We start from the raw sequence: 24368 nt of genomic DNA, 5'->3' as shown, positions 1-24368 counted from the left end.
GCTTTGGCAGTGTTTTGCATCGATTTGATTTCAAAACGTGGGGTAAACGTGGGTTTTCGTTCCGCTCGGATCACCGTTAGAGCCACATCCAGAACCTTTTCCCTGGTCACAGCTTTACAGCCGTGCCCCCGGCGGGGCTTGAACCCGCGACCCACGGATTATGAGTCCGCTGCTCTAACCAGCTGAGCTACAGGGGCCTGTGGCGCCGTTGCATCGAAACCACAGCCAAGCTGTCGGAACGTTGCGACTTCACGCCTATCCGATACTAACCGATTGAGGGGCGCCGGACTCGCAGCAGACCTGCGCGTCCGGCGCCCCTCTTCACGGCATCGCGGCCCGGATCAGCCGCCCCTGCCCACGTTGCGCTGCCCGCGACGGGAGAGAGCATCGAGTATCACGGCTGCCAGCAGCACAATCGCCGTGGTGATCTGCTGACCTGCCGAACTGAATCCGATCAGATACAGACCGTTGTTGATCGATCCGACGACGAGCGCGCCGAGGATCGGCGCCCATGCGTGCCCACGGCCACCGAAGAGCGACGTGCCGCCGATCACGGCTGCCGCGATGGCATTCAACAAGTCGGTCGTCGTGACGAGCGTCGAGCCGGCGTTCGTCGTGACGCCCGCCTTCACCAGCCCGAATACCGCCGCAAGCCCGCCCGCCAGCATGAAAATGCTGATTCGAATCCACGTGACCCGGATCCCCGAGCGCCTCGCCGCCTCGACGTTGCCGCCGACGGCGTACACCGAACGTCCGTACTTCGTCTTGCGAAGGGTCAGGTCGAGGATGATGGCGATTCCCATCAGCATCACGAACGGCAATGCCAACCCGAAGTCCTGGTTGACGATGATCAAGAACGCAAAGATGACGAACGCCAGTACGGCTGTGCGAATACCGATCCACACGATCGACGGCGCTTCCAACCCGGCGTTGGCCCGACGGATCCGTCCAACTACTTGGCCGACGCAATACACAATGACGACAATTGCGCCCATGATGTAGGCGTAAATCGCCGGAAAATAGAACGATGCCAGATCGGAAGCAAACGTGCCACTCATCGACAAGTTTTTCTGTTCGCCCAGGACAACGAGCGTCAGCCCCATATAGGCAAGCAGGCCGGCAAGCGTGACGACGAATGCCGGAATGCCGACAACAGCGAAGAACCAGCCTTGGATCAACCCGACTATGACACCCAGCAACAACAACGTGACAAGGCTGAACAAGATCCCGTGACCGTCTCTGACCAGCAGAATCCCCATCAACGACGCGGCAAGCCCGCCCAAAGCGGCAACCGACAAATCGATCTCGCCAAGAAGAAGGATCAAATTGATGCTGAGCGCGAGAATGCCGATATACGCAACTGTCGTCGACAAATTCACCAGGTTCGACGGCGCGATGAAATTACCGTTGATCGATTGGAACACTATGACGATCACGATGAGTGCCAAGATCACCGGCATGACGCCGAGCTGGCCTTCCTTCATGCGCCGGGTCAGGGTGTGGATCGGCCCGGACCGCGTTACCCGCTCGTCCAATTCCGGGTTCGTGAGTGTGTCGTTGCTCATGATGTGGTCTCCTCGGTCGCGCCCTCGTTGCGGAGCGCACGCTGGCTGACGACGTTGTCCGACGCCCCGGTAATGGCGCTGACGAGGGTTTCCGAACTCGTCGTGCGGCCGTCGAAATCTCCGGCGTCGCGGCCGAGCCGCAGCACGTGGATCCTGTCGCAGACCGCCTGAACGTCGGCCATATTATGGCTGACCAGCAAAACGCCGAGATCCCTATCCCGCAAACGTTCGATCAGGTTCAACACCTCGGCCGTTTGCGCCACGCCGAGCGCGGCGGTGGGCTCATCCAGCAAAACGAGGTGCGGCGAGCCGAGCAGCGACCGCGCGATGGCGACTGTCTGCCGCTGCCCGCCAGACAGCGCCGACACGGGCACGCGGACGCTCGGGATCTTCGCCGAAAGAGACCGCAGCAATTCCCAGGACTGCTTTTCCATGGCGACCTCGTCGAGAATCCCACCGATCAAATGTTCTTGCCCCAAGAACAAGTTCGCCACAACATCCAAGTTGTTGCACAACGACAGATCTTGGAAGACAGTGGCGATCCCGGCTTTTTGAGAAGCCTGAGGCGTCGCAAACGTCTCTTCCTGGCCACGAACGGTAATCGAACCCTCGTCGGCCGTGTGCACACCGGCGATCATCTTGATCAACGTCGATTTTCCGGCACCATTGTCGCCGACAAGCCCCACGACTTCCCCGGCATTCACCGACAGGCTCACGTCGGTCAGCGCCTGTACGGCACCGAATCTCTTATGCAAACCCGTCAACTCCAAGACGGGTGTCTTATCGCTCAAGCTAAGCTCCCTTGCGCCGCGATAGTGGTGGTTAACACACGCATTCGGGGGCGCGCGCCGTGTCGGCCCGCGCCCCCGAACGGCGTCAGGAAGTGATTCCGGCCTGCTTGCACAGCTTCTTCATCTCGGCCGGTTTCTGGCACACGGCCGAGGGCTTCAGCTGTCCGTCGGCAAATACCTTTTTAATGTTCTTCTTGGTAATCACCTGAGCATCGACGAAGTCCGTGGGCGTGCCCTTGTACTTCGTGCTGGCGTTCAGGTCCTTGCCGTGCGCCAGGGCAACGGCCGCCTTGGCCGCGAACTTGGCCTGCGGGGCGTACGCCTTGTAGATGGTCGCGTACTGCTTGCCCTTCAGGATGTTCTGGACGCCGTCGGCTTCCCCGTCCTGACCGGTGATTACCGGGCTCACACCGGCCCGCGTCGTCGCCGCGATCACACCGCCGGCGGTACCGTCGTTTGCCGAGTAAATAGCGATCGGCTTCTTCTTTCCGCTCAACAGCTGACCGGCAACCCACTTGCGTGCATCGTCGGGGTCCCAGTCGAGCGCGGCGTGCGAGGCAGCGATGTTGACGCCGGCGGCCTTCAGGACCTTGACGGCGCCCTTCTTGAAGTCGGCCGCATTCGGATCCTTCGGGTCACCGTTGACCATCCATACCGGCCCGGACTTCGGGTTCTTCCCCTCCGCCTTCAGTCCCTGCAAAACAGCCTTGCCCTGCAACTCGCCGATCTTCTCGTTGTCGAACGACGTGTAATACGCAGCTCCGTCGAAGTACCTGTCGTACGAGATCACCGGAACGTTCTTCGCCTTGGCCTTTTGCAGCACCGCTCCAAGAGCCGACGCATCGACGGGGTCCAGGACGATCACGTCGGCGCCGTCCGTCAACGCCGCCTGGAACTGTTGCTGTTGCTGAGAGGCATCCTGATTGGCGTTGTTGTAGACGACCTTGGCTTTGGGATCGAGCTTCTTCACGCCCTTGGTGAAGTCCGGGCGGTCCTGAGCTTCGTACCGTGTCGTCTTGTTTTCCGGCAGCAACAGCGCGATCTTGACCGGGCCGTCATCGCTTTTGGCCTTGTCGGCGGCCTCATTGCCTTGACCCTTTTGGTTGCTGCATCCCGTCAGCGCCATCGCCAGCGATAACGCGACTGCGCCCACGGCAAGCCCCGCAGATTTGCGATTATGCATCCTTGCACTCCATCGTCCGGTCAGAAACCCTCGTTCTGACATCGTTGTCATACTGATGACAACACAGTCTTACCGCTGCACAAACGATTGTCAATACCTTCGTGCAGCGAGTTGCCGATCATCGCCAGCGCGGTTCACGCTCACCGGATCCCCGAGCCACGATTCGACACGGAATAGTCACTCGGCGCGTCTCCTCGGCCCCGCCGGCCAGCCGTGCCAACACCAAAGCAGCCCCTTCGGCGCCCATGCGCTCCATATCGTGGGCGACTACCGACACTTCAAGAACCTCGGACAGCTCGAAGTCGTCGAACCCGATCAACGCCGGGGCACGGTGCAGCCGGTTCATCGCATTCAAGGCGCCGATCGTGATACGGCTGTTCGCGGTGAAGATCGCAGTCGGCGGACGACCTTGGGCCAGCATGGCCGCCGTGATGTTCTTGGCCGTGCGAATATCGTGCGCGTCTTCGCGCACGTACGCCTCCCAGCCATCGATCCCGGACGCCGTCAACGCATCCACATAACCGCGCAACCGCTCTTGATGCGTCGAAATGTGTGCCAGGTCGCCGATCAGGCCGATCTGCCGGTGCCCATGAGATATCAGGTGTTCCACGGCCATTCGCGCTCCGGCGCGATTGTCCAACAGGACCGTGTCGGCCAAGAGCCCGACCGGAGGTCGGTCGAGAAAGACTATCGGAGTACCGCGCAGATCAGCCGCGGCCAGATACCGATGGCTACGGCTGGTCGATACCAGGACAAGAGCGGCCACCCGGCGTTCCAGCAATTCTTCCACCAGCCGCTGCTCGGCTTCGGGATCCTCACCGGTACTGGCCGTGATCAAGTGAAATCCGCGGCTGCCGACTTCCTTTTCCAATGCGCCGGCAACACGCGCGTAGAACGGGTTCGACAAATCTCCCACGACCATGCCGATCAGCGACGAACGCGACCCCTGGCGTAACTCGCGGGCCAGCCGGTTCGGACGGAACCCCAGCATTGCTGCAGCATGCAGCACCTTGTCCATGGTCGCCGACGAGACGTACCGCTCGCCGTTCACCGCCCGCGACGCCGTCTTCAAGCTCACACCGGCGAGTTTCGCAACCTCGGCCAAGGTGGGTGCACCGGGTTCGTCGTCGATAGGAGGACTCATACACCCACCTTCGTAATCCGCCCTGACAACGATGTCAGTAGTCGGACTGAAGTTAACCCCGGGTTTCACCGGATGTCAAAGACGACACCTCAACCGGCGATGTGCGAAGGCCCTGATTCATTCGGAATGCGTGACATCAGACTGCGCGCAGCATCCACGGCAAGCGTCCTATCGTGCGTGAGCACGAAGTCGAATCGGCGCTCAAGATCCGCTCCGCCGTCGCCGAGATCCTGTGCCGTCAAAAGTGTCGACCAATCCGGGCCGAGCACGACGATCGTCCATTCGTTTCGCACCGGATCCGACGTATCGAGTGGGGCACTTCGAGCACCGGGGATCGGCGACTCGTTGAGCCCCGACGCCAACATCACGACCATCGACGCGTTGTCGGTCAAAGCACGGAACCGCTCAAGGGTCGCCGGCGTCAGGTTGTCCTTCGATTCGACTGCGGCAACAAAGATCGTCGCCGGCCCCGACGCCAAGGCACGGGCCTCGAGCGATTTGCTGATCTCGACGAGGAATTCCTTCTTGGCACGCTTCGGCACCACTGAGGCGACGGCCAACGTGTACGGACTCAATTGCGGCCCGGCGTTCCTCGACCCGTGCCGGAGCAGGATGTCGGGATACGGGTTGCCTTCGGGAACCGTCGGCTTGGACGTGCGCGGGGCGAAATAACTGCCCCTGCCGAGATGAGCGCCCAGCGATTTGGCGAATTCGACATCCTCGGAAGTATCGATGCCGTCGACCAAGATGGCTGCGCCGGTTCGTTCGACGTGCGCCGTCACGACGTTCATGATGTCCGCCGCATGGCGCCGGCTAGCAGTACGCAAAACGCTGCGATCGAGGCCGATGACCGCGGGGTCGACAAGCGGTAGATGTGCGGCGCTGGCCATATCGACTCCAACGCCCTTGACGGCGATACCCCAGCCCAGTGAACGTGCTTGATGAATGGCACGCAAAAGTTGCGCCGGTTTCCGCTCCAGGATGCCGGCGTGCAATTGCAGCACCACGGACCTGTCCGAGAACGACGAGCGATCCTCGAGCATGGCAAAAGACTCCGGCTCCGAGTCGACAAAAACCCGGGTTTCAGGCAAGAGCCCGAAATTCGTTGCGGCTTCCAGAGCAAAAAACCTGGCCGCCGAGTCAAGATCGCCCACCAGCTCCGATGCGCGCAGTGCAGCCCTGATCTGCCGTGGACTTGTCAGGAAACTCTGCTCGGCGGCTTGCTGAGCCTCGTACCCGACAACTCGGTCGTTCTCGAGATCCACGACTTGGCGGAACGTGGTTTGGAGAAGTCCCGCACGCACGAGACGTTTGAGTTCATCGCCTTCCGTCACCGCATCCGCTTCCGCGAGAGTCACCGCTGTTCCCTTTCCGATCAAGCCTCGTTCGACTCATTACCTTAGTCCGTGGGCCTGACGGTGGCCACGTATTGGTCAGACTGTTACAGCTTCGTAGGTTTTGCCCGGCGTTCGAAACGAAACAGCCGATATCGGGCGGACAGTAGCCTCCGCATTTTCAAGGGGGGACACGGCCGGAAGTCGCGTGGTAGTAATGAACTCGCACATATCCCCAGCTTTGGAGTGACATGACGAAGCACACGATCGCCAACTGGACAATTGCGGCCCTACTCGGCACGGCCCTGACCGCGTCCGTTGCCGGCACCGCAGCGGCGGCTCCCGCCGACAGCCCGTCTCACGACCATCAGATGGGCGCTTCGATCCGGGCACACGAGGGCACCGGCACCGGGGCGGCCCCGCGCGCTTTGACGGTTCAACCCCAGATGGCGAAGAATCAGACGCCCGGCCTCGACGTCAGTCACTGGCAAGGCTCGGTCAATTGGAAATCCGTTGCCTCGAACGGCGCGAAATTCGCCTACATCAAGGCCACCGAAGGCAGTTCGTACCGCGACCCGAAATTCAACAGCAACTACACGGGGTCGTACAACGCCGGTCTCATCCGAGGCGCTTACCACTACGCACGGCCCGACAGCTCTTCCGGTGCCGCTCAGGCCAAATTCTTCGTCGCGCACGGCGGCGGCTGGTCCAAAGACGGCAAAACACTACCGGGCGCTCTCGACGTCGAATACGGCAGCGCGAGCCAGGGCGGTAACTGCTATGGCAAATCCAAATCGCAAATGGCCAAGTGGATCAAGAATTTCACTAAGACGTACAAAGCCAAGACCAGTCGGGACGCCGTCATTTACACGTCAACGAGCTGGTGGAAGCAATGTGTTGGCACGTCGGCCAAGCTCGCCTCGTCAAACCCGCTCTGGATCGCGCGCTACAACTCGTCGATCGGCGCACTGCCCAGCAACTGGAACGTCCATACCATCTGGCAATACGACGATTCCGGATCCTTCCCCGGCGACCAGGACAAGTTCAACGGATCGCTCAGCCGGGTGAAGGCGCTGGCCAACGGCTGACGGTCGTCATGGCGACCGACTAGAATGGGTCCGTGCTCGCGCGTTTGAACAGACCAGTCAAGATCGTGCTGGCAGTGATCGGCAGTCTCATCGTGCTGGCCGGCGTCGGTTACTACGCGATGGGATCGTACGCGGATTCCGAGAACGCTGCAGCTGCGCGGCCGCTCTCCCAGGATTCCGGCCGCGCGGCCCGGGGGCCGGCGCCGGCCATCGACGGCCGATGGTCGACGCACACCGGCTCGACTGCCGGCTACCGGGTGCGCGAAGCGCTCCACGGCAAGAATGTCACTGTCGTCGGCCGCACCGACCACGTCGACGGGCACGCAGTGGCTTCGGGCTCCACCGTTCGTCATGCCCGCCTGTCGGTCACGCTCGCCGCCGTACACACAAATTCCAAAGCCCGCGACGCGTATTTCCGCTCCCAGGTCATCAACGTCGACAAGCACCCGCGCGCCACCTTCACCTTGACCGAGCCGATCAACGTCGGCGGCCTCGCCACGCACACCGGCCAGCGCACCGTCACCGCGCACGGACAGTTACAGCTCAACGGCACCCGGCACGCCGTCACGGCTGAAATGCACGTCGTCCGGAAAGCCGATTCGGTAACTGTCAGCGGCGCCATTCCGGTCACCTGGACCGACTACGACGTCGCGCCGCCGAATCTCGGGTTCGTACAAGTCACCGACCGGGGCCAGGTTGAATTCCGTGCCGTGCTGACGAAAAACTAACGAGCATGCTCAACGACGTCCTTTTCGGCTTCCTCATCCTGTCCACATCGATCTGGATCGGCGGCATGACCACCGTGGTACTGGCTGCCACCAGCTCGGCACGGCAGCTGTCCGCCGACGCGCGCGTGGCATTCTTCCGCGACTTCGGCCGCAAGTACGTCGTGACGGCAACCCCGGCCCTCGTAATCGCCTACGTATGCGGGGGGATTCTGCTCGCCGGCGAGCCGTGGACGACGTTGTCGACCGCACTCGTGGTCTGCGCGGCGTTGTTGCTTGTCGCCTTGGCAATTGGGATCGCTCAGGCCCGGCGGATGACGCGTCTACGGCATTCGAGCACGTCCAAGCCGGACGACGCGGGCCTTGCCGCCCGGATCGCCCGGTCGGCCCGGTTGGCCGGCACCTTGCGTGCCGGACTCGGCGTCCTCACTCTAGTTTTGTTCGTCCTAGCCGTCGTTCGCTGGGCCTGAGGTCGCCACGCAGCAGGCCGGACGGCCCCGCGCGGCAATGTGGCACTTCTCACGTCAAACCAAGCGGATGCTTCGCCGGCTGGAGGTTTGCGAAGCTCCGTCCGCCCGCTGTTGACGCCGTGACGGACCGTATTTCGACCGTCCGCCGGCTCCTCCGACTCCAGCAAACGACACGCCGCGACACTTGACACTTAGGTAAGCCTGCCTAAGGCTAGCCTTAGCTAAAAATAGCTCGCGACTCGAGCCAGGGGGCGGACCCAAGTCCGGCCGCCGGAAAGCACGGAGATGACTAGTAAGACCTACGACTTCATCGCCATCGGTCTCGGCCCGTTCAATTTGGGGCTAGCGTGCTTGACCGATCCGATCGACGGCCTGGACGGCCTCTTCTTGGAACAAAAGCCGCATTTCGACTGGCATCCCGGCATGCTTCTCGAGACGGCGTCGCTGCAGACGCCGTTCATGGCCGATCTGGTGAGCCTTGCCGATCCGACCTCGCAGTTTTCGTTTCTCAACTTCGTCAAGGAAACCGGACGGATCTATTCGTTCTATATCCGCGAGAGTTTCTACCCGCTACGGCGCGAATACAACGAATACTGCCGCTGGGCGGCGTCGCGCCTTTCGACAATTCGCTTCGGGCGTTCCGTGACGGCGGTCGAGTATTCCGACGGCGGCTACACCGTGCACGCTGTCGACACGTCGTCCGGCGAGCGCCATTCATACCGAGCCGGGCGACTGGTGATCGGCACCGGCACTCCCCCGCACATTCCCGAATTCTGCAAAGGCCTCGGCCCGGACGTCGTCCACACGTCCGAATATTTGGACACCAAGTCCACACTGCAAGACCTGCCCAGCATCACGATCGTCGGAAGCGGGCAAAGTGCCGCCGAAATCTATTACGATCTGCTGCACGACATCGATACGTTCGGGTACGAGCTGAATTGGGTGACCCGGTCTCCACGGTTCTTCCCGCTCGAGTACACGAAGCTGACGCTCGAGATGACCTCTCCCGATTACGCCGACTATTTTTACTCGCTCCCGGCCGCTACCCGCCGCCGGCTGATCGACGAGCAGAAGAATCTCTACAAGGGCATCGACACATCATTGATCAACGACATCTACGAACTGCTGTACACCAAACGGCTGGCCGGCGAGGTGCAGACAAGTCTGCTGACCAATTCTTCCCTCACCGAAGTCACCGAGGTCACCGGGATCCGAGACCGTTACACCATGTCGTTCCGCCACGACGAGCAGCAACGCGACTATCAGCTCACGTCTGCCGGCATCATTCTCGCGACCGGATACGCCCCGCAGGTTCCGGCCTTTCTCGACCCGATAGCCGGTCGGCTCACCTGGGAGGGCGAAAATCCGGCGGTATCGCGCGAATACGCGATCGATCACGACGGAAGCGAGGTTTTCGTTCAAAACGCCGAACTGCACACGCACGGTTTCGTCGCCCCGGATCTCGGCATGGCGGCGTATCGCAATTCGTGCATCATCCGCCGCATGCTCGGCTACGAGTACTACGGCATCGAGACCTCCATCGCCTTTCAGGAATTCGGCGCTCCCGTGCCCGCGCCGATTCCGGAAACGGTAGCAGTATGAATGCGCCGGACGCCGTCTTCACCGCCCGCGTGCCGCACGTCGGCACCCTCGAACTCACACCGGTCCGCGCGGAACGTGACACGAGCGTATTGCACGAGTGGTTCACCGATGACCACGCGGCCTACTGGGGCATGACGACCGCGACACGGGACGACGTCTATCGGGAGTACCGCCGCTACGAGACGTCGACCCGGCATCGCGCGCTGCTCGGGCTGCGCGACGGACACCCGGAGTTTCTCCTGGAATACTACGACCCGGCCTCCGATCCGGTCGGCGCCGTGTACGCCGTCCGCCGCGGCGACGTCGGCATGCATTTCCTTGCCGCACGAACTGCCGTGCCCATCGCCGGATTCACCACAGCGGCCATGACCGCCTGCCTGACGCATCTGTTCGATCACGCCGACCATACGCGCGTGGTCGTCGAGCCCGACGTCCGCAACCACAAGGTACACGCGTTGAACGCGCGAGTCGGTTTCCGCGCGGACTCCCGCGTCGACCTGCCGGACAAGTGCGCGCTCCTCAGTTTCTGCACGCGAGAGGACTTCTATCGCTGGCGCACAGCGCCGACCGAGGGCAGGGAGGAACACCGATGACCGCGAACCCTTCCCACCTGACCACGGAGGCGTGGGCCGGCGCGAATCGGGCGCTCGTCGCCAAGGCCATCGCCGAATTCTCGCACGAGCTGCTGCTGGTCCCGACGCCGGACACCGGACACTTCTACACTCTTGGCACCGGTGACGGCACCCGGTACCGCTTCCGGGCCGACCGATACGCCCTGGACCACTGGACGGTCGAGCCCGAGTCGATCAGCCGGAACCGAGGCGACGAGTCACTGCCAATCGACGCAATGGACTTCATCCTCGACTTCTCGGGCCCGCTCGGCATTGACGACAACGTGCTGCCGGTCTATCTCGAAGAGATCAGCAGCACCCTGGCCGGCAGCGCATATAAGCGCACGCGACCGTCGCCGTCGGCGGCCGAACTCGTCGACGCCGACTTTCAAACAATCGAACGGTCCATGACCGAAGGTCATCCCTGCTTCGTGGCAAACAACGGGCGGATCGGTTTCGATCCGGACGACTATACGAAGTTCGCGCCCGAAACGGGGTCCGGGATCCGTGTAGTCTGGATCGCCGTGCGCCGCCGCCACGCCCGCTTGTCGACCTCGTTATCCAGCACTGCCGGCGACATCATCGACGCGGAGTTCGCCAGCTGTGCTCACCGCCTGTCCGAGGCGGGCCTCGACCCGGACGAGTACCTACCCATGCCGGTGCATCCGTGGCAGTGGCGCAATCGGATCGCAACGACTTTCGCCGCCGACATCGCGAGTCGCGACATCGTGTATCTCGGCGCGGGAACGCACAGATATCAACCCCAGCAGTCGATCCGCACGTTGTTCAACGTCGACGCGCCGCGAAGTTGTTACGTGAAGACGTCGTTGTCGATAGTGAATATGGGTTTCATGCGAGGACTGTCGCCGACATTCATGAAGGCGACGCCGGCCATCAACGACTGGGTGTACTCGCTGTTGTCCGACGACGACGAGATCCGGCGAACCGGATTCTCCATTTTGCGCGAAGTGGCGGCCATCGGCTACACCAACCCGTATTACGCCCGCGCCGCCGACCGCTCCTCCGGTTATCACAAGATGCTCTCGGCACTATGGCGGGAAAGTCCGGTTCCCGGGCTCGAACCCGGCCGGCAGCTGGCCACCATGACGTCGCTCCTGCACGTCGACGCCGACGGGCGGCCATTCGTGTCGGCGCTCATCGACCGCTCCGGAGTGACGCCGGCCCAATGGCTCGACACCTATCTGGGCGCCTATTTGCGGCCCCTGGTTCACTGCTTCTTTGCGCACCGACTCGTGTTCATGCCGCACGGGGAAAATCTGATCCTGGTGCTCTCCGGTGGCATCCCCGAGCGCGTCATCATGAAGGACATCGGCGAAGAAATCGCCGTCCTGGACGCGGATGCCGAGCTGCCGGTCGACGTCGAGCGCATTCGGGCCGAAGTGCCCGACGCCAAGCAGGCCCTGTCGATTTTCACTGACGTGTTCGACTCGTTCTTCCGGTTTCTCGCCTCGCTCTTGTCCGCCGACGGCCGCTTGTCGGAAGCCGCGTTCTGGGATGCCGTGGCCCGGTGCATCGACGATTATCAGGCCGATCACCCGGATATGGCGGACCTCTTCGATCGGTTTGACCTCTTTGCCCCGCAGTTCGACAGGTCATGCTTGAATCGGCTTCAGTTGGCAAACAACACGCAAATGGTCGATTTGTCCGACCCGGCCGGCGGCCTGAAATTCGCCGGCGTTTTGACAAATCCGATAGCCGCGTTCGGCCGCCGCCGATCCGCAACACCTCCCGACTCAGCCAGCCACCGAACAGGAGAACACCTATCGTGACAAACATTCGCCCTGCCGCCCCAACCCGCAGACAGTTCGGGGTGGGCGCCGCGATCGCCGGCGCCGCACTACTCGCCGGATGTTCATCGTCACCCGGGACCGGCGGCAGCACGCCGACGACGTCGTCCGGCGCTTTTCCGGTCACCATCCCGAACACGTTTGGCAAAACCACTCTCAAGGCCCGCCCGGGGCGCATCGTCACGCTCGGCTACAACGCTCAAGACGTCGTCTACGCGCTCGGCCGGACCCCTGTCGGAATGCCGAAGTCCGTTTACGGCGCCGACAAGAACGGTCTGATGCCCTGGGACGCCCATTTGTTCAACGCTTCGAAGACGACGCTGCTCGACACGGCCGACGGGCCTCCGTTCGAGCAGATCCTCAAGCTCGAACCCGATGTGATCCTTGCGCCCTATGAGGGGTTCGACAAATCCACGTATGAGCGTCTGACTCAGATTGCGCCCACCGTGGCCTATCCGGACAAGGCCTGGCAAACATCCTGGCAAGATCAAACGACTATCGTCGGCAAGGCTCTGGGCATGCTTCCGCAGGCGAAAAAGTTGATCCGCGGAGTCGAGCATCAATTGGACGCTGCGGCAAAGAAGCATCCGGAGTTCGCGGGCAAGACCTTGACGGTTGCCGCATTCAACAAGGCGAACGTGAGCATATACACGGTGTCCGACCCGCGCGTGCAGATTCTCGACGAGCTCGGTTTCACCAATGCGAAAGCCGTCCGCCGCATGAGCAAGACGACCGACCAGTTTTATGCGAACGTTTCCTGGGAGAAGGTGCGGCGCTTCGATGCCGACGTCGTCATCGGCTACCTCGGCGACATGAGCGCCAAGGATTTCACCAGTGACAAGGTCGCCGGTAGTTTGAAGTCCGTCAAGGACGGCACTGCCGTCGTACTCAGCGACACCACGGTGATTGCGGGACTGAGCCAACCGTCGGTGCTCAGCGTGAAATGGACCCTGAAGCGGATCCTTCCGGACCTGGCCAAAGCCGCAAAGAGGTGAAGTACACGGCCGCGCTTCCGCGGCGTTGTCAGCTCCCCCGGCTGGGCTCGAACCAGCGACCCTTCGATTAACAGTCGAATGCTCTGCCAACTGAGCTACAGGGGACCGTATGTGTCAAAACTCTAGCAAAGAATGACACCCGCCGAAAAATCAGGGTTGATTCAGGGGTTTACCCGATACCGGAGCGGGTGGCGCGCGGGCCAAGCTGAGAACATGAACACTTCATCGCATCATTCACCAGGCAATTTCTTCGATCGGATCCGGCTGGCCGGGTTTGCCAGGCAGGACGACGGCGCGTGGGCCGCAGGCGTGTGCGCGGCGGTGGCCGATCGCCTCGGCTGGTCGCGCGGCGTCGTCCGAATCGTGCTGATCGTGCTGGCCCTGTGCGGCGGCCTGGGCGTGCTGCTCTACGGCCTGGCCTGGCTGATGTTGCCCGGGCAGTCCGGTCGGATTCACGCCCAAGACATGCTGACCGGCGATATCACCGGCGGAAACGTCGCCGCCTTGGCTCTGACGGTGGTCGGAATCTGCTCGCCGGGGTTTTGGACCGGCATCGGCGCGGCCATCGTGGCCGGCCTGGCCGTGTGGCTGCTGGCCGCGACGTCCCGGCAGCACGCGGGACCGGCCGATATCGATGCCTGACGTCGCTCCCCTCGTACCCGGCGGGCGCTCCGGCGGCCACCCACTCGCCCCCGACTTACCGCTCCCGCGCGAACGATTTGCACCGCCGGGTGGGGGTCTCCCGACAATTGAGTGTGGAAGTCCCCCGAAACGGGCAAATGTCGAAGCCGGCCGGCACCCGTCGCCGTTAGCATGGAAGTGTCCCCACGACCACAGAGTGAGACGAGATAAATCATGACCGAGCTTGCTATCGGGCTTGCATTACTCTCCGCTATTTGTTTAGCGCTGGGGGCGCACTATCAGCATGGTGCGGTGACCAATCAACATCGCACCACGAGTTTCAATCTCAAGCACTTGGCCGGTTTGGTACGGCACCCGAGTTGGCTGCGCGGAAGCGGATTCCTGATTGGCGGCACGGTGTTGAACATCGTTGCACTGATCCTGGCGCCCGTGATGGTCGTCCAGCCGATGGGGGCGCTGTCACTCATCGTGGCCGTGCTGATCGGGATGACGGCCCGGAGGCTGAAATTCAAGCGGCGGGTGTTGTTCGCAGTGCTGGCGTGCACGGCGGGAGTCGGCCTCTTCGTGGCCTTGGCGGCACTGAATGCCACGTCGCCGGTGCTGTACGGCACGCAGGCGCGGTATGTCACAGTCGTCACGCTCGGGCTGGTCGTGATCTTCGGGATCATCGCATTCGCCTGGAAGCGCACCGGACACCTGATCCGAATTCTTGCGGCCGGCATGCTGTTCGGCTGCGTCGCGGCGTCCGTGCATCTCGTCGGTCAGCAATATCTCGACGGCGGCATCACCGCTATCAACTGGGAGACGTTCATCGGGATCGTGACGGCAAGCGCGCTGGGCACGTGGTTCGTGCAAAGCGCTTACGCATCGGGGCCGCCCGAACTCGTCATCGCCGGACTGACGGTTATCGATCCGATCGTGGCGGTCGTCGTCGGCGCAGTCGTGCTGAAAGAAGGGATGGCATTGGCGCCGTTAGTGTTGGGGCTGATGGTGCTGTGCGCCGTCGCCGCAATCCTCGGCGTTCTGGTCCTGTCGAAATACCACCCCGATGTCATCCGGATCGCCCATAGCGACGAGCCCGCCGAGCCCACGCCATTGACCAAGACATGACGGTACAAGGAGATTCCCCCATGGCCACGCCCGGACCCAGCGGTCTACGGATCCTGATCGGCGCCGAGACCTACGCTCCCGAAATCAACGGCGCCGCCCGGTTTACCGAACGGCTGGCCACCGGGCTGGCGGCGCACGGACACAGCGTGCACGTCGTCGTCCCGTCCGCCACCGGCACGCCAAGCGAAACCGTCGCGGACGGCGTCACAGTGCACCGGGTGCGCTCGCATCGTTGGTACCCGCATCCCACGTGGCAGATTTGCTATCCGTGGGAAGCGGCGCCCGACGCCAAGGCAGTGATCGACAGGCTGAAGCCGGACGTCGTGCACGTGCAAGCACACTTCGTGCTCGGCCGGTATTTGATCCATTACGCCCACAAACAGCGCATCCCGCTGATCGCCACCAATCACTTCATGCCGGCGAATGTCCGACCGTACGTGCGTGCGCCGCGTCCGGTGCTCGACGCGCTGGAATGGTGGGCATGGCGCGATATGCGGAAGCTGTTCGAACGCGCCGAGGCGATCACCACTCCAACACAACTGGCCGCCGACCTTTTGACCGAGCACGGGTTCACGCATGAAATCCGCGCCATCTCGTGCGGAATCGATCTGGCCGAATTCAGCGCCAGACAGCTGGCGGCCGGCGACGCCCGAGCGCACCCCTCCCCCACTGTGCTCTTCGTCGGCCGTCTTGCCGAGGAAAAGCATGCCGACCAGATCATCCGTGCGCTGGCCGTGCTGCCGTCCGAGCTGGGCGTGCGCGCCGAGTTCGTCGGCTCCGGCGAACAGCAGCCCGCGCTGGAGAACCTGGCGCGCGAAGCCGGCGTGTCGGACCGAGTTGCCTTTCTCGGGAAGATCTCGGACGACAATCTGCACAAGGCCTATCAACGATGCACCATGTTCTGCATGCCCGGGACCGCTGAGCTGCAAAGCATCGTCACGCTTGAGGCGATGTCGTCCGGTAAGCCCGTGATCGTCGCGGACGCCGTCGCTTTGCCGCATCTGGTTCGTGAGGGCTGGAACGGGTACCTCTTCACGCCCGGTGATATCGATGACCTTGCCGAAAAGATCCGACGCGTCGCCACTCTCGACCCCGGCGAATACGCTGCCATGAGCGGGGCGGCCCGTGCCATGGCCATGACTCACGATATTGACTTCACGCTGAAGAACTTCGAAGAAATCTACTCGTTGGCCTGTTCGCGCTGACCCGGCCGCCTCGATCCCAACTCGAAAGAATCGTTGACTGAATCGCGCGCGTGTGTCATACCGATTACATGGCCGCCGTCAGCGGGCCGACTGCAACCGGGCCACCGTTGGTGGGCAGGACGGTGGAGTGCCGCCTCTTTGCGGAGCTGGTCGATGCCGCGGCCGCGAGCACGCCGTCCGTGCTTTTGTTGCGCGGCAGCGCCGGGGTGGGCAAGACTCGCTTGGCCCGCGAAGCCCTGGCGGCCGCCGGTGCCGCCGATTTCACGGCGTTGAGCGGCCGGGCCGACGAAATCGCCAAACACGTCACGTTCTCGCCGATAGTTGAAGCCCTCTCCCCCGTGATCGGCACGATGCCACCGAACGACCGTCGCGCGCTCGGCCGCCGGCTGCCGCAATTGGCGCTCGTGTTCGACGGGCTCGGCGTGCCGGCGCCCTCGCCGGTCGCCGACGGCGCGCTGGAACGCCGTCGCATCATCGAAGGCGTCGCCCATCTGATCGAATCGACGTGCGCTGCCAATCCCGTCGCGCTCATGATCGACGATATCCAATTCGCCGACGACCTCACGCTGATGCTGCTGGCCCACCTGAGCAGGATGACTACTCGGCTTTTACTCATCTGCGCCGTCACTGCCGACGACGACCTCCGCACGGCCGAGCGTCTCCTTGCCTCCTACCGCAGTTCGGCCTGGCACGTCGAAATCGTGGACGTCGCTCCTTTGTCTGCTCGCGATTCCGCGACGCTTTTCAATTCGGTCGCGCGCACCGACATCGCCGAAACCACGCGAACGGCTGCCGTCGCGAACTGCGGCGGCATCCCGTTCTACCTCGAGGCCATGGCCGAACATCTCACGGCTCCGAACGCCCGGGACGGCGCGCCGCCCACGGACGGCTCGTTGCCGCTGCCCGTCCCGGTCAACGACGAACTCCAGCTCCGCTTGCGCTCGTTGACGCCCGACGCCCGCGCCGTGGCCGAGCTGCTGGCAGTCGACGGCGGGGGCTGTTCGTTTCGAACGCTGCTGGCTTGCAGCAGCCTGGGCCGCACACGGCAAGCGTCGGCACTCGCGGAATTGGAACGCCGGCACCTCCTGTCCTCCGATCCCGGCGACACCTACTCGCTGGCACATGGCTTGCTGCGGTCCGCGGCACTGGCCGGCATGACGCGGACCGACGTTTATCGCCGCCACGCGGCATTTGCCGGCGCCCTCGCGGCGTCCGATCCGGGCGATGTGCGCGCAGCCGAGCACATCATTCGCGCGGGCCCGGTCTATGACAGCCGGCGGGCCCTGCCGGTGCTCGTCCATGCCGCTCGGAGGGCCCGCGGCCTCGGGTCCGCGGACGACGCCATCAAGTACTTCCGGGCCGCACTGGCCTGCGCCGAGGAGATGCGTCGCGACGGGCACTGCGCAGCAATCCACGATCAACTCACCGTGCTGAGCGAGATGACTCTTCAACCGGACGACGCCCGCCGGCACGCGGCGGCAGCGCTCGCCCTCTATACGGAAAGGCACGATGATGCGGGCATCGGCCGTGCCGAACTTGCGCACTGCCGGCTAGCCTGGTCCGCCGGTGACGTCAATGCGGCGCTCGCGCATTTGGACGCCGCCGGGCGGGCACAAGCGCGTCTGGCTCCTTCCGAATCCGACTTGGACTTGCTGTCCCTCCAGGTGTCGGTCGCCTCACGCCTCGGCGATGTGGAAGGGATTGCGACAGCGGCGAAACGGATGCGGGCGCTCGCCCATCGATTTCCCTCCCCCGACCTCACGGCCAGCGCCCAGATCGCGACGGCCATCGACGCCTTCACCCGTACCGACTATGCTCGCGCCGTCTCGCTGTCGGAAGATGCGGCGGTCACGGCAGGCAACGGAACCGATCCGGCGCTGACGGTGCGCGCCTACGATCAGCTCTCTCTTTTCGCCCTCGGAAACGGAGACCTGGAGAAATCCGTCGATGCAACCGAACGCTCGCTGGCGACCGCTCGCTCGGCCGGTGCCTCGTTGCTGGAGGCGTGGCCCCGACTCCGTTTGGCCATCGTGGATCTGTTGTCCGGCTCGTTTGAGAAAGTCGTCGACGAATGCCTCGAACTTTGCCGGCTGGCCGAGCGCTACGACGAACGTCGCGGCAGCGTCAACATACTTGCCACACTGGCTCTCGCCCAGACGCGGCTGGGCCGCCTCGACGACGCGGCCGCAGCAATCGATCGTGCAGGCCGTCTTGGCCCCGAATCGCTGTATACCGACGTCCACACGACAGCTCCGTTGAACGCGGCGCGGACCGCGCTCGATCTCGCCGCCGGTGAGTATGACGCGGCCGCAGCCCACGGGGCCGCGTTGTGCCGGCTGGGAACCGGCGCCTACCCACTGGTCGGCGCGGCCCTGTACGGCGAGGCGTTATGGCGGTCCGGCCGGCCGCACTCTGCCGCCGAGTTGGCCGGCGACGTCCACCGCGTGCTGTCGTGCTCGACACCCCTTGCCTCCGCTGTCGCCTCCTGGATCGACGGCTTGGCGGATTCGGACGGCACGCAGGCGCTCCGGCAGGCAGCCGCCGGGTTCGAAACGGTGGGCTTGCCGTATTGGCGTGTCGCATCCCTTCTCGCGGACGCCGAACGCTCACCCCGCGCCGCTGCGATCGAGAGCGCGACGACCGCGCTGGATGTTGCCGATCGAGTGCGGCTTCCGGCCGAAGCGCAACGGGCCAGGGCTTTACTTCGCGCCCACGGCGTCGTGCCCTCACGCGGACGACGACACGACAGCTCACTCTTCTCGCCCCGTGAACGCGAAATCGCGGCTCTTGCCGCCGCCGGCCACCCGACGTCCACGATCGCGACACGCCTGTACATCAGCCCGCGCACCGTGACCACGCATTTGGAGCGCATCTATGCCAAGGCCGGTGTCCACTCACGGATCGCACTTGCGCAATTCATGACGGCGGCCGGCCCGTCCGAACCCGCCGCGGACGCGACGTCCGCCGCCGGCGCCGACCGCGCCGCCAAATATACGTAAAACTACCGATACCGCCCCGGCGCTCGGCACGGCACGCTGAGATGAGTGGATGGCGAACGCCGGCGCGGGCCATGTGGCCGGTCCGCCCGGTAGCCGGGAGGTCGAAATGGACGACGTGATGGAAGCCGCGAGACTGGGAGCCGTTTCACTGTCCGACGCCGACGCCGTCGGGCGGAAAGCCGCAGCACTCGGTGAATTGATCCGCGCCGGCTTCACCGTTCCGGATGGCGTCGTCCTGCCGCGCAGCCTTTTCAACGACCCGGCCCCGCGCCGGGACGGCCAGGGGCGGCTGAACCCCCGGGTCGAAGAGGTACTGGCAAGCATTGCCGACCGGTTCGCCGGTGCGCCGTTAGCCGTCCGTTCGTCGGCCCCCGACGAGGACGGCGACTTCGGCTCGATGGCCGGCGCGTACGACTCGGTGCTCGACGTGAATGGGCTGAGCGCCTTGCGGTCGGCGGTGCTTGCCTGCCGGCGGCCGTCGATCGCGTTGATCGTGCAGCGACAGGTCGACGCGGACGCCGCGGGTGTCGCGTTCTCGGCGAATCCCGTCACGGGCGAGCGCAACGAAACTATTGTCGAAGCGGTACGCGGTCTCGGAAGGGCGGCAACCGGCGGGATGAGCACGCCGGAACGGTGGACGGTCACCAAGGCTGCCGCCACAGTGGACAGCGAGCGGCCCCCGGTCTTGAACGCCGCACGAGCCCGGGCCGTCGCCGGATTGGCCGACCGCGCCGAAGAGTTGTTCGGCGCCCCGCAAGACATTGAATGGGCTGTTGAGCGCGACACCGTGTTCATCGTGCAGTCGCGGCCGATCACGGCGTTGCCGACCGCCCCTCGTGTGACAGTGCCGCCCGGAACGTGGCTCAAGGGAAGCGATCGCTATCCGGAGCCGATGACCGAATTCGGCGCGACGGCCGCAGCGAAATTCGTCGGCACCGGGCTCACCGCGATGTTCACCGAATTCGGCGCGCTCGCCGGCACGATGGACTGCTTGCCGATCGGCGGCGAAATGTATCAGCGCCTGACCCCTGTCGGCGCGCCGCACGGCGAGCCGGCCCGAATTGCTCGCACCGCACGGCGCACGGCACCGCCCTGGTGGCTCATCGGACTGGCTGCCCGTGTCAGCCCGGAACTTCGCCGTCGGGTCCGTCGATCGGCCCGCCGTGCGAATCGGGCGGCGCTGGCCCGTGACGTCGCGGAATGGCAGACGGTGGGCAGATTACGGCTGCGCCGACAGATTGACGAATACCGCGCGATCGATTTGACGTCGCTGTCCAATAGTGAAGCCGCCGACCACCTGCGCGAATTGACCGAGTGGGTCGCCGCGTGTATGAACCGGCATTTTCTGCTGATACCGGCCGAGATCGTCCCGCTCTATCGCTTGGCCGCCGTCTGTCGTGAGCTGCTGGGGTGGGACGAATCGCGTGCGCTCGCGCTGGTGGCCGGCTTCTCCGGTGCAACCAGCGCGCCGGCGCACGCACTCGCCGCCATCGGCGAACGCGCCCGGGCGTTCCCGGATGTCGCGGCCGAACTCGCGGCAGGTGCCGACCCGTCAACGGTCTTGGCTGCCGCCGATCCCGTCCTGGCCGATGACTTCGAAGAATGGCGCGGCCTTTACGGCCTGGCCTGTATCAGCGACGACCCCGGATCGCCGACCCTGGGCGAGCAGCCCGAACTCCTGGGCCATTTGCTGACGCAGGAGCATTCACCCGACGCGTACCGTCATCACCGAGCCGACGCGCTGGATGACGCGCGGCTACGTCTTCGCTCGCTGCCGCGCCGGGCGTCCCGGCGCTTTGAGACTGCCCGGCAAGACGCAGTCGACACCTATTGGGTCCGAGAGGACGCTGCGTTTTGGACGTCGTCGCTCCCGGGCGGCCTCTTACGGCTGGCGTGCATGGACGCCGGACGCCGTTTCGTTGCGGACGGCAGACTCGATCGCGCCGAGGACGTCGTCCACCTCGATGCCGAGTTCGTCATGCGGGCGCTGTGCGGAGACCCCGATGCCCTTCGACCGCGCGTTAACCGTTCCCGCGCCGAACGCGCATGGACGCGTGCTCATCCCGGGCCGTCCCGGTTCGGGCCGCCGCCGTCCCCGCCACCGAACCTGAAAGGATTGCCGCGCACCGCTCGAATCCTCAACGAGGCGCTGCTGTGGTCGAACCGATCGGACGCGCGCCCGAATTCAACCGCGGCTGCCGGCTCGGACGCGAACGCAGGCGTGAGCGCTCCTCCGACGGCTGAAATCGTCGCAACCGGGCTGCCGGGATCGCCGGGTATCCACACCGGCCGAGTGCGTATCGTCCGGGCGGCCGCCGACCTGACCGATCTTCGCCGCGGCGATGTCATGGTGTGCCCCACGACCGATCCCGGCTGGGCTGTCGTCTTCGACATCGTCGGGGCTCTCGTGACGGAGAGCGGCGGCGTGCTCTCACACGCGGCAATTGTTGCCCGCGAATTCGACATACCCGCGGTATTGGCCACGGGCGACGGCTCGAAAACGTTGCTCGACGGGGATCTTGTCACAGTCGATGGAACCGCCGGAATCGTGCGCATCGCTCGTCCGGAATAGGTAGCGCCGTCCGTCGGGCGGCCTTGGGAAAGGAAAAGTAATGAGTTCAATTACGTCGAAACCGGCGAGGCTCCACACGGGGCACGCCGCCGGAGTCCGCGCTATTGCGGACGTCGCCGAACGCTGGGTCGCAACGCTCGGCGTCGTCTTGTGCAGCGTACAGATCGGCTTGGCCGCACTCGGATTCTGGGGCGCGAATCTGCATCCCGGGAACGAGGCCGCCGACCGGGCCGCGTTCGCTCCGCACGCGATGATGGGCTCGGTGCTGCAATGGGTCAGCATCGCTTTGCTGATCCTCGGCCTCATCGCTTTGTCCAATTGGAAGAGCTGGGTGTTGCCGTTGATCGCCGGGGTGTTGCTGTGGCTGGTGCAAGGGCCGTTGGTCGGCCTCGGCTTCAGCGTCAGCATCTGGTTCGGATTCGCCCATGCCGTCAGCGGCACCGTCATCACTGCCGCGCTCGTCTGGTTGATGGTCGATCGGTGGAAACACCGCTGACCCGCCCCGCCGCCGAGTGGTGGCGAATGGCTCACGGCCCGCGCCGAGTGGTGGCGAATGGCTCACGGCCCGCGCCGAGTGGTGGCGAATGGCGGCAAAATCGGCGATTTTGCCGCCATTCGCCACCACTCGGCGAGACGGGCGGGATCGGAGCAGCCGTTCGCCACCACTCGGCGGAACGGCAACGGTGGCTACTCGGAGCGGAAAGCGCGCCGGCGTTCCTCGAGCTGCTGCAGTTGGGATAGCACTTCACCGGCCTCATCGGCATCGGCCACCGCGTCCAAACGTTGCAGGCGCCCGTGCAGATCGGCGCTGACGCGCGTGATGTCCAACTGGAACAGTTTGAGCAGGATGGCCCGGCAATACCGAGTCGTGTCGTTTTCACTCATCGGCAGCGGCCGGACGGCAAGCTCACTGACCAGTCCGGCTATAACGTCGGGGGCCGCGCCCAGCACGTTCTTGGCCCAATTGGCCGGATCCTTGTGGGCCTGGGCGATGCCGCCGGCGGCGCGAATGGCATCGTGCACGGCGTGATGGCCGGGCGACCGGAAGACCTCGCCGGTCAGTGCATCGAACTGCGCCGGCGGCACGACCAACGGATATTGGAGCGCGACCTGCAGCGCCTGCCGCTCGACTTCGAGCACCGGGTCGGCCGACGATCCCTGTTCGCTCACGGGGGCCCGCGACGGCTCCGTTCCGCCGCGTCGCGACGCCGAGTGGACGGCACGCAACACGTCTTCGACCGGGATGCCGATCTTACCGGCCAGGAACCGTGCGTAGCCGGGGCGAAGCGCGTTGTCCCTGATGCCTGCCACCACCGGTGCGGCGGCCCGCAACGCGGCCACCCTCCCCTCGACGGTGTCCAGGTCCACTTGCGCCAAGGTCGACGCAATGGCGAACTCGAACAAGGGACGTCGTGACTTCACCAGCTCGACGACTGCCGCATCGCCATGGGCCTGCCGCAGTTCGCACGGATCGAGTCCGTTGTGCTCGACCGCGACGAACGTTTGCGCCACGAACCGCTGGTCTTCTCCGAACGCGCGCAATGCCGCCTTCCGGCCTGCCTCGTCACCGTCGAACGTGAAGATAACTTCTCCGCGATACGCAGTGTCGTCGGAGAGCATTCGCCGCGCCACCTTGATGTGCTCGGCCCCGAACGCCGTCCCGCACGTGGCGACCGCCGTCGTCACGCCGGCCAGATGGCACGCCATCACGTCGGTGTACCCCTCCACCACGACTATCTGCTTGCGTTTGCCGATTTCGCGTTTGGCGAGGTCGATGCCGTACAGCACCTGGTTCTTCCGGTACAGCGGAGTATCCGGAGTGTTGAGGTACTTCGGCCCCTTGTCGTCGTCGTAGAGTCGGCGCGCGCCAAAGCCAATCGTGTCGCCCGTGACATCGCGGATCGGCCAGACCAGCCTGCCGCGGAACCTGTCGTAGAGCCCGCGGCTGCCCTCGCTGACCAGGCCGGACGCCGCGAGCTCGGGTTCGGTGAATCCGCGCCCACGCAGGTGCCGCAACAGCGAGTCCCAGCCCCGGGGCGCATAACCGACGCCGAATTGTGCGGCCGCATCGCGGGAAAATCCGCGGTCCGAGAGGAACTGCCGGCCCACAGCCGCTTCGGGCGAAGCGAGCTGCTCGGCGAAATACGCCTGGGCAACCTGGTGCGCGTCGAGCAGGCGCTGCCGTTTGCCTTGCGGTTCGCGTCGCGGCCCCTGCCCGTCCTCATAGTGCAGTTCAACGCCGACCTGGCCGGCGAGCCGTTCGACGGCGTCCGTGAACGTCAGGTGGTCGATCTTTTGCAGGAACGAGAATACGTCGCCGCTCTCGCCGCAGCCGAAGCAGTGGTAAAGACCGACCTCGCTGCGCACGTGGAACGACGGCGTCCGCTCGTCGTGGAACGGGCACAGCCCCTTTTTCGATCCGACACCGGCCGACTTCAACGTCACTTGCTGCCCGATGACGTCGTCGATCTTGACCCGGGAGCGTACTTCGTCGATGTCTTCGCGCTTGATTAACCCTGCCACG

General features: G+C 64.3%; 19 protein-coding genes and 2 tRNA genes. 13 read left to right on the top strand and 8 right to left on the bottom strand.

Annotated elements, in window-relative coordinates; genetic code table 11:
* Positions 1 to 123: 123 nt before the first annotated feature.
* The 6 genes from BJY26_RS12630 to BJY26_RS12605 form a co-directional block, all read right to left on the bottom strand.
* A tRNA-Ile gene (locus BJY26_RS12630) sits at positions 124 to 197 on the bottom strand.
* Positions 198 to 341: 144 nt separating this feature from the next.
* Positions 342 to 1565 carry a sugar ABC transporter permease gene (locus BJY26_RS12625; RefSeq protein WP_179428605.1) on the bottom strand — a complete coding sequence of 408 codons (1224 nt, stop codon included), beginning with the start codon at positions 1563 to 1565 and terminating at the stop codon, positions 342 to 344.
* Positions 1562 to 2356: an ATP-binding cassette domain-containing protein gene (locus BJY26_RS12620; RefSeq protein ID WP_179428604.1), complete on the bottom strand. Its 795-nt coding sequence runs from the start codon at positions 2354 to 2356 to the stop codon at positions 1562 to 1564. The genes BJY26_RS12625 and BJY26_RS12620 overlap by 4 nt, the downstream gene beginning before the upstream one ends.
* Before the next feature lie 85 nt (positions 2357 to 2441).
* Positions 2442 to 3539, bottom strand: coding sequence for a substrate-binding domain-containing protein (locus BJY26_RS12615; protein ID WP_179428603.1), 1098 nt, complete (start codon positions 3537 to 3539; stop codon positions 2442 to 2444).
* A gap of 118 nt (positions 3540 to 3657) precedes the next feature.
* Positions 3658 to 4683 carry a LacI family DNA-binding transcriptional regulator gene (locus BJY26_RS12610; RefSeq protein WP_179428602.1) on the bottom strand — a complete coding sequence of 342 codons (1026 nt, stop codon included), beginning with the start codon at positions 4681 to 4683 and terminating at the stop codon, positions 3658 to 3660.
* Between the two features lie 89 nt (positions 4684 to 4772).
* A complete protein-coding gene (locus tag BJY26_RS12605) occupies positions 4773 to 6041 on the bottom strand; it encodes an EAL domain-containing protein (protein ID WP_179428601.1) in 1269 nt (422 codons plus the stop codon).
* A gap of 227 nt (positions 6042 to 6268) precedes the next feature.
* On the opposite strand from BJY26_RS12605, the gene BJY26_RS12600 reads away from it, so the two are divergent.
* The 7 genes from BJY26_RS12600 to BJY26_RS12570 all read left to right on the top strand — a co-directional run bounded on the left by BJY26_RS12600 (position 6269) and on the right by BJY26_RS12570 (position 13316).
* Positions 6269 to 7105, top strand: coding sequence for a lysozyme (locus BJY26_RS12600; protein WP_179428600.1), 837 nt, complete (start codon positions 6269 to 6271; stop codon positions 7103 to 7105).
* 32 nt (positions 7106 to 7137) lie between these two features.
* Complete coding sequence (locus BJY26_RS12595; protein ID WP_179428599.1) at positions 7138 to 7833, top strand: YceI family protein; 696 nt, start codon at positions 7138 to 7140, stop codon at positions 7831 to 7833.
* Positions 7834 to 7838: 5 nt separating this feature from the next.
* Complete coding sequence (locus BJY26_RS12590) at positions 7839 to 8300, top strand: hypothetical protein (RefSeq protein ID WP_179428598.1); 462 nt, start codon at positions 7839 to 7841, stop codon at positions 8298 to 8300.
* Positions 8301 to 8585: 285 nt separating this feature from the next.
* On the top strand, positions 8586 to 9902 hold the full coding sequence (locus BJY26_RS12585) for a lysine N(6)-hydroxylase/L-ornithine N(5)-oxygenase family protein (protein ID WP_179428597.1): 1317 nt from the start codon (positions 8586 to 8588) through the stop codon (positions 9900 to 9902).
* Positions 9899 to 10495 carry a GNAT family N-acetyltransferase gene (locus BJY26_RS12580; RefSeq protein WP_179428596.1) on the top strand — a complete coding sequence of 199 codons (597 nt, stop codon included), beginning with the start codon at positions 9899 to 9901 and terminating at the stop codon, positions 10493 to 10495. The genes BJY26_RS12585 and BJY26_RS12580 overlap by 4 nt, the downstream gene beginning before the upstream one ends.
* Positions 10492 to 12303, top strand: a complete 1812-nt coding sequence (locus BJY26_RS12575) for an IucA/IucC family protein (protein ID WP_179428595.1) — start codon at positions 10492 to 10494, stop codon at positions 12301 to 12303. The genes BJY26_RS12580 and BJY26_RS12575 overlap by 4 nt, the downstream gene beginning before the upstream one ends.
* Positions 12300 to 13316 carry an iron-siderophore ABC transporter substrate-binding protein gene (locus BJY26_RS12570; RefSeq protein ID WP_179424597.1) on the top strand — a complete coding sequence of 339 codons (1017 nt, stop codon included), beginning with the start codon at positions 12300 to 12302 and terminating at the stop codon, positions 13314 to 13316. Before BJY26_RS12575 ends, BJY26_RS12570 begins: the two co-directional genes overlap by 4 nt.
* Before the next feature lie 32 nt (positions 13317 to 13348).
* On the opposite strand, the gene BJY26_RS12565 is transcribed toward BJY26_RS12570, so the two are convergent.
* Positions 13349 to 13421: transfer RNA gene (locus tag BJY26_RS12565), tRNA-Asn, on the bottom strand.
* A 108-nt stretch (positions 13422 to 13529) separates the two neighbouring features.
* Between BJY26_RS12565 and BJY26_RS12560 the strand changes: the two genes are divergently transcribed.
* The 6 genes from BJY26_RS12560 (at position 13530) to BJY26_RS12535 (ending at position 22340) form a co-directional block, all read left to right on the top strand.
* Positions 13530 to 13958, top strand: a complete 429-nt coding sequence (locus tag BJY26_RS12560) for a PspC domain-containing protein (protein WP_179428594.1) — start codon at positions 13530 to 13532, stop codon at positions 13956 to 13958.
* 291 nt (positions 13959 to 14249) lie between these two features.
* On the top strand, positions 14250 to 15068 hold the full coding sequence (locus BJY26_RS12555; RefSeq protein ID WP_179428593.1) for a multidrug transporter: 819 nt from the start codon (positions 14250 to 14252) through the stop codon (positions 15066 to 15068).
* 20 nt (positions 15069 to 15088) lie between these two features.
* On the top strand, positions 15089 to 16273 hold the full coding sequence (locus BJY26_RS12550; RefSeq protein WP_179428592.1) for a glycosyltransferase: 1185 nt from the start codon (positions 15089 to 15091) through the stop codon (positions 16271 to 16273).
* A gap of 50 nt (positions 16274 to 16323) precedes the next feature.
* Positions 16324 to 19272, top strand: a complete 2949-nt coding sequence (locus tag BJY26_RS12545; RefSeq protein WP_179428591.1) for a helix-turn-helix transcriptional regulator — start codon at positions 16324 to 16326, stop codon at positions 19270 to 19272.
* 49 nt (positions 19273 to 19321) lie between these two features.
* Positions 19322 to 21844 (top strand): PEP/pyruvate-binding domain-containing protein, encoded by a 2523-nt coding sequence (locus BJY26_RS12540; RefSeq protein ID WP_179428590.1) that lies wholly within the window; start codon positions 19322 to 19324, stop codon positions 21842 to 21844.
* Positions 21845 to 21884: 40 nt separating this feature from the next.
* The gene (locus BJY26_RS12535) at positions 21885 to 22340 is read left to right on the top strand and encodes a hypothetical protein (RefSeq protein ID WP_179428589.1); all 456 of its coding nucleotides are present in this window, start codon (positions 21885 to 21887) and stop codon (positions 22338 to 22340) included.
* A gap of 191 nt (positions 22341 to 22531) precedes the next feature.
* Here the strand turns inward: BJY26_RS12535 and dnaG are convergent, their stop codons facing one another.
* The gene (dnaG, locus tag BJY26_RS12530) at positions 22532 to 24367 is read right to left on the bottom strand and encodes a DNA primase (protein WP_179428588.1); all 1836 of its coding nucleotides are present in this window, start codon (positions 24365 to 24367) and stop codon (positions 22532 to 22534) included.
* Position 24368: the final 1 nt, after the last annotated feature.

The organism is Spelaeicoccus albus, from assembly GCF_013409065.1.
Classification (GTDB): Bacteria; Actinomycetota; Actinomycetes; order Actinomycetales; family Brevibacteriaceae; genus Spelaeicoccus; species Spelaeicoccus albus.
Note: the sequence above shows the minus strand (reverse complement) of the source record. Positions and strands in the feature narration are given on the sequence as shown.

Bases quoted from the DNA above. Each gene is read 5' to 3' on its own strand.
- BJY26_RS12625 (WP_179428605.1), bottom strand. From the start codon at position 1,565: ATGAGCAACGACACACTCACGAACCCGGAATTGGACGAGCGGGTAACG.
- BJY26_RS12615 (WP_179428603.1), bottom strand. From the start codon at position 3,539: ATGCATAATCGCAAATCTGCGGGGCTTGCCGTGGGCGCAGTCGCGTTA.
- BJY26_RS12610 (WP_179428602.1), bottom strand. From the start codon at position 4,683: ATGAGTCCTCCTATCGACGACGAACCCGGTGCACCCACCTTGGCCGAG.
- BJY26_RS12600 (WP_179428600.1), top strand. From the start codon at position 6,269: ATGACGAAGCACACGATCGCCAACTGGACAATTGCGGCCCTACTCGGC.
- BJY26_RS12590 (WP_179428598.1), top strand. From the start codon at position 7,839: ATGCTCAACGACGTCCTTTTCGGCTTCCTCATCCTGTCCACATCGATC.
- BJY26_RS12585 (WP_179428597.1), top strand. From the start codon at position 8,586: ATGACTAGTAAGACCTACGACTTCATCGCCATCGGTCTCGGCCCGTTC.
- BJY26_RS12580 (WP_179428596.1), top strand. From the start codon at position 9,899: ATGAATGCGCCGGACGCCGTCTTCACCGCCCGCGTGCCGCACGTCGGC.
- BJY26_RS12575 (WP_179428595.1), top strand. From the start codon at position 10,492: ATGACCGCGAACCCTTCCCACCTGACCACGGAGGCGTGGGCCGGCGCG.
- BJY26_RS12560 (WP_179428594.1), top strand. From the start codon at position 13,530: ATGAACACTTCATCGCATCATTCACCAGGCAATTTCTTCGATCGGATC.
- BJY26_RS12550 (WP_179428592.1), top strand. From the start codon at position 15,089: ATGGCCACGCCCGGACCCAGCGGTCTACGGATCCTGATCGGCGCCGAG.
- BJY26_RS12540 (WP_179428590.1), top strand. From the start codon at position 19,322: ATGGCGAACGCCGGCGCGGGCCATGTGGCCGGTCCGCCCGGTAGCCGG.
- BJY26_RS12535 (WP_179428589.1), top strand. From the start codon at position 21,885: ATGAGTTCAATTACGTCGAAACCGGCGAGGCTCCACACGGGGCACGCC.